The 4,402-nt window shown below is 49.7% G+C and carries 3 protein-coding genes; all 3 read left to right on the plus strand.

The features are described from left to right. Nucleotides 1-173: 173 nt before the first annotated feature. Nucleotides 174-1,502 (plus strand): sugar porter family MFS transporter, encoded by a 1,329-nt coding sequence (locus VN105_RS20025; RefSeq protein ID WP_325643502.1) that lies wholly within the window; start codon nucleotides 174-176, stop codon nucleotides 1,500-1,502. Between the two features lie 11 nt (nucleotides 1,503-1,513). After that, on the plus strand, nucleotides 1,514-2,419 hold the full coding sequence (locus tag VN105_RS20030) for a carbohydrate kinase (protein WP_325643504.1): 906 nt from the start codon (nucleotides 1,514-1,516) through the stop codon (nucleotides 2,417-2,419). Nucleotides 2,420-2,462: 43 nt separating this feature from the next. After that, on the plus strand, nucleotides 2,463-4,402 hold a 1,940-nt coding region (locus VN105_RS20035), incomplete at its 3' end, for a SusC/RagA family TonB-linked outer membrane protein (protein ID WP_325643507.1).

Genomic DNA, 4,402 nt, shown 5'->3' on the forward strand with positions numbered 1-4,402 from the left:
CGTGGAAAGCAGGGAAGAGGCGGTTCCCAAACCGGACATTTCGAAGATCCGGGGGGCATAATAAATAAAATTATACCTGTTGTTATAATTTCGAAAGAAAGTGGTGTGATACAATAACGGCAGCCTTTTTCAAAGAAGTAGGTTTGACACATCGATCAAACTATTTCTACGTTATGAACAACAACATTGTTTTCTTCTGGGCCTTTGTAGTAGCGCTTGGTGGTTTTCTTTTCGGTTTCGATACGGCTGTTATCTCCGGTGCGGAACAGCATATTCAGCAATACTGGCATTTAACGGAGGTACAGCACGGTTTCACCGTGTCCATTGCCCTTATAGGAACAGTGTTTGGCGCATTGGGCGGCAGTATGCCATCCGATAAACTGGGGCGCCGTGCTACTTTGTTGCTGGTGGCTTTAATATACCTGGTATCGGCGGTAGGTACTGCCATGGCTACCAACTGGTACTTTTTCCTGGTATGCCGTTTCATTGGCGGCCTGGGTGTGGGCGCTTCTTCGGTAACAGCCCCGGTATATATTTCAGAGGTGTCCCCGGCATCTTATCGCGGCCGAATGGTCGCTTTATTCCAGTTTAACGTAGTTTTTGGCATTCTCGTTTCTTATTTATCAAACTATTTCATTGGCGGATATGGTGGTGAAAACTCCTGGCGCCTTATGCTAGGTATCCAGGCATTTCCTGCGGCCCTTTTCCTGGTGCTGCTCCGCTGGGTACCTGAAAGTCCGCGCTGGTTGCTGTTGCGGGAGAAAAAAGAAGCGGCTGCCATCAAAACCCTGCAAATCATCAACCCTGCCGGTTACGCGGAAGATATCAATACCATCAGGCAGTTGCGGCACCAAAGCATTGGTGCGCCAAAGGAACGGCTGTTCTCCCGTAAATACCGCACGCCGGTAATGCTGGCGGTATTGTTCGCAGTATTCAACCAGGTATCGGGCATCAATGCCATTATTTATTATGCCCCCCGGATCTTTGAAATGTCCGGTTTGGGAACCGCCTCTTCCCTGCTTTCCACGGTTGGTCTCGGCATTGTGAATTTCATTTTTACGTTAACGGCTATACGCTTTATTGACCGTATCGGCCGCCGGCAGCTGATGCTGATAGGTACCATCGGGCTGGTTGCCACGCTGGGGCTCACCGCCATTTCCTTTTATACGCATACCGGCGGCATTGCGGTGATCTCTTACCTGCTCATCTATATAGCTTTCTTCGCCTTCTCGCAGGGCGCCGTGATATGGGTATTTATTTCTGAAATATTTCCAAATGCCGTACGCGCCAAAGGTCAAACGCTGGGCAGCTTTACCCATTGGATCATGGCGGCCCTTATTGCCTTTACTTTTCCCTGGCTTGCCAGCCATATTGGCGGCGGCCACATTTTCGCCTTCTTCTGCGCCATGATGGTATTGCAGCTGCTTTTTGTATGGCGCCTGATGCCGGAAACAAAAGGGCAAACACTGGAAGAAATTGAAATGACAATGGTAGTGCATTAAACACATAGCTTATGACAAACAAGTATAACATCGCCTGCCTCGGGGAAATATTGTGGGACATTTTACCTGACCGGGAACTGCCCGGCGGCGCTCCTATGAACGTAGCGTACCATTTGCAGAAACTGTCACAGCAGGTAGCCATGGTATCGGCTGCGGGCACAGATGATCATGGAAGGCGGCTACTGCAGCACATGCACAAGATGCAGTTGTCTGCCACCTACGTGCAAACGAATACCACGTATGCCACCGGTAAAGTAAATGCCCGGATGGATGCGCATAACGATATGCAGTACGATATCCTGTATCCAGTGGCCTGGGATCATATTGCCTGGAATGATTCCCTGGAAGTTTTGTTATCGGGAGATGACCTGCAGTATGTTGTTTTTGGCAGTTTGATGGCCCGGCACGACGTATCCCGTGATACGCTCCGGAAGGCATTGCAATCGCCCGCCATAAAGGTGCTCGACATTAACCTGCGCGCTCCCTGGTATTCGCGCGAAACCCTGGAGTGGCTGATGAACAGTTGCCAGTTGCTGAAGCTGAACATTGCAGAACTGGAGCTGATCAGCGCCTGGTACGGCGCCTGGCCTACACATGAAGAACAGGTACAGGCGCTGTCTTCCCGCTTTAACATCTCTACAATAGTAGTCACCCTGGGCAGCAAAGGTTGCATGGGATATATAGACGGGGCTTTTTATTACCAGGAAGGACAGCCGGTAAAAGTAGCAGATACCATTGGCAGCGGAGATGCATTCCTGGCCGGTTTTCTTGTGAGCCGGCTGCAGCAGCGTTCTCCCGCCTGGAGCCTGGCCTATGCCAATGCCCTCGGCGCGCTGGTGGCATCCCGCCACGGCGGTTGCCCCGAATATGATCCGGCAGAAATATTCAGTATGATGAAAGTACCACAGCACACTTAGCCAGTTATTACATTTCCACACCACCATTTCACAAATTCCATTTATGAAAAAGTTGTTTTACTTATTACCGATGTTGCTATTCGGGCTTTTCGCCATGGCACAGCAACGTAACATTACCGGTACCGTTATCAGTAAACAAAACAGAACACCCCTGCCCGGTGTTACCATACAGGCGGGCAACAGGAACACCATTACCAATGGCAGCGGGCAATTCACGCTGCCGGCCGCTGTAGGTGAGGTGCTTAACTTCTCCTATATCGGAATGAAACCAATGTCGTTGAAAGCAACGGAAGGCAACATGTCCGTAGAAATGGACGAAAACGCCACGGATCTGAACCAGGTGATTGTAACCGGTTATCAAACACAGAAAAAGGCGGACCTTACCGGCGCCGTATCCGTAGTGAACGTACGCGAAATAAAGGACATTCCGCTCGGCAATCCGTTGAAAGCCTTGCAGGGCCGCGTTCCCGGTGTGCTTATTACTACCAATGGCGATCCTAACAGCAATGCTACGGTGCGTATCCGCGGTATAGGCACCCTCGGCAACAATGATCCGTTGTATGTAATTGATGGTATCCCTACCAAAAGAGGATTGCAGGAACTGAACCAGAATGATATTGAATCCATCCAGGTGCTCAAAGATGCATCTTCTGCTACGATCTACGGTTCCCGCGCAGCCAACGGTGTTATCATCGTTACCACCAAAAGAGCAAAGAAAGGCTACAGCCGCATTACCGCAGATGTATCTGCTTCCCTGCAGGATTACAGTACCAAGCTGAAAACGCTGAACACTGATGGCCGTGGACGCGCTTACTGGCAGGCTGCCGTAAATGATCATGCCAATCCGAATAATAACCAGATCTATCAGTACGACTGGAACGGCGATTACAACAATCCCGTACTCAACAAAGTGATACTGCCGGAATTTATTGATGCGGCCAAAACCATGAAGCCGGCAGATACTTACTGGTACGACCAGATTGCACAAACCTCCCTGCTGCAAACCTACAATGTGTCTATTGCCAATGGCAACGAAAGAGGCAACTCCTATTTCTCTGTAGGCATGTACAATAACAAAGGCATTGTAAAAGAAACGCAGCAAAGGAAAATAACCGCCCGCTTTAATACCGACTATTCCTTTTTTAAAGGCCGGCTGAAGATCGGTGAAAACCTGTCGGCCACTTACGTAAGGGACGCGCTGGTACCGGCTGGCGACATTCTTTTCGCGGCGTTGGTGCAGCAGCCTGTAGTACCCGTACATACCGTTGATGGCGGTTGGGGCGGCCCTGCACCCGGCATGACCGACAGACAGAATCCCGTGAGGCTCATTGAAGATAACCGCCAGAACAAAAGCAATTTCCTTCGTTTATTCGGCAACGTATATGCCGATGTGGAAATAATTCCTAACCTCCACTTCAAAAGCAGTTATGGTGTAGATTACAACGGCACCTACCAGCGTACGCTGCGTAAATCATATACTTCAGGGTTCTTGTCGGATCCCTCCAACTTCTCCCAAACATCCCAGGATTATAATGGTAACTGGGTGTGGCAAAATACGCTCACTTATAACGTAGCCTTACAGAAACACCGCTTCGATTTTCTGTTGGGAGAGGAACAGATTAAATATATGGCGCAGAACTTCTACGCCAGCCGCCAGGGATACGCCCTTGAAAATATTGATTATGCTTACCTGAATGCAGGATCTTCCAATAAGGATAACGGGGGTACCGGTAGCGGCTATACGTTATTGTCCTATTTTGGAAAAGTAAACTATTCCTATGATAACAAATACCTCGCGTCGGTCACCCTGCGCCGTGATGGCTCCTCCCGCTTTGGAAAGGAAAACCGTTTCGGGATGTTCCCCGCCGTATCGCTCGGATGGCGTGTAAGTGAAGAGAACTTCCTGAAAGAAAACCTGCCTTTCCTGTCGGACCTGAAGCTCCGCTACGGCTGGGGTAAATCAGGTAACCAGGAAACTGCCAA

This window comes from Chitinophaga sp. (genome assembly GCF_035564935.1).
Taxonomy (GTDB): Bacteria; Bacteroidota; Bacteroidia; order Chitinophagales; family Chitinophagaceae; genus Chitinophaga.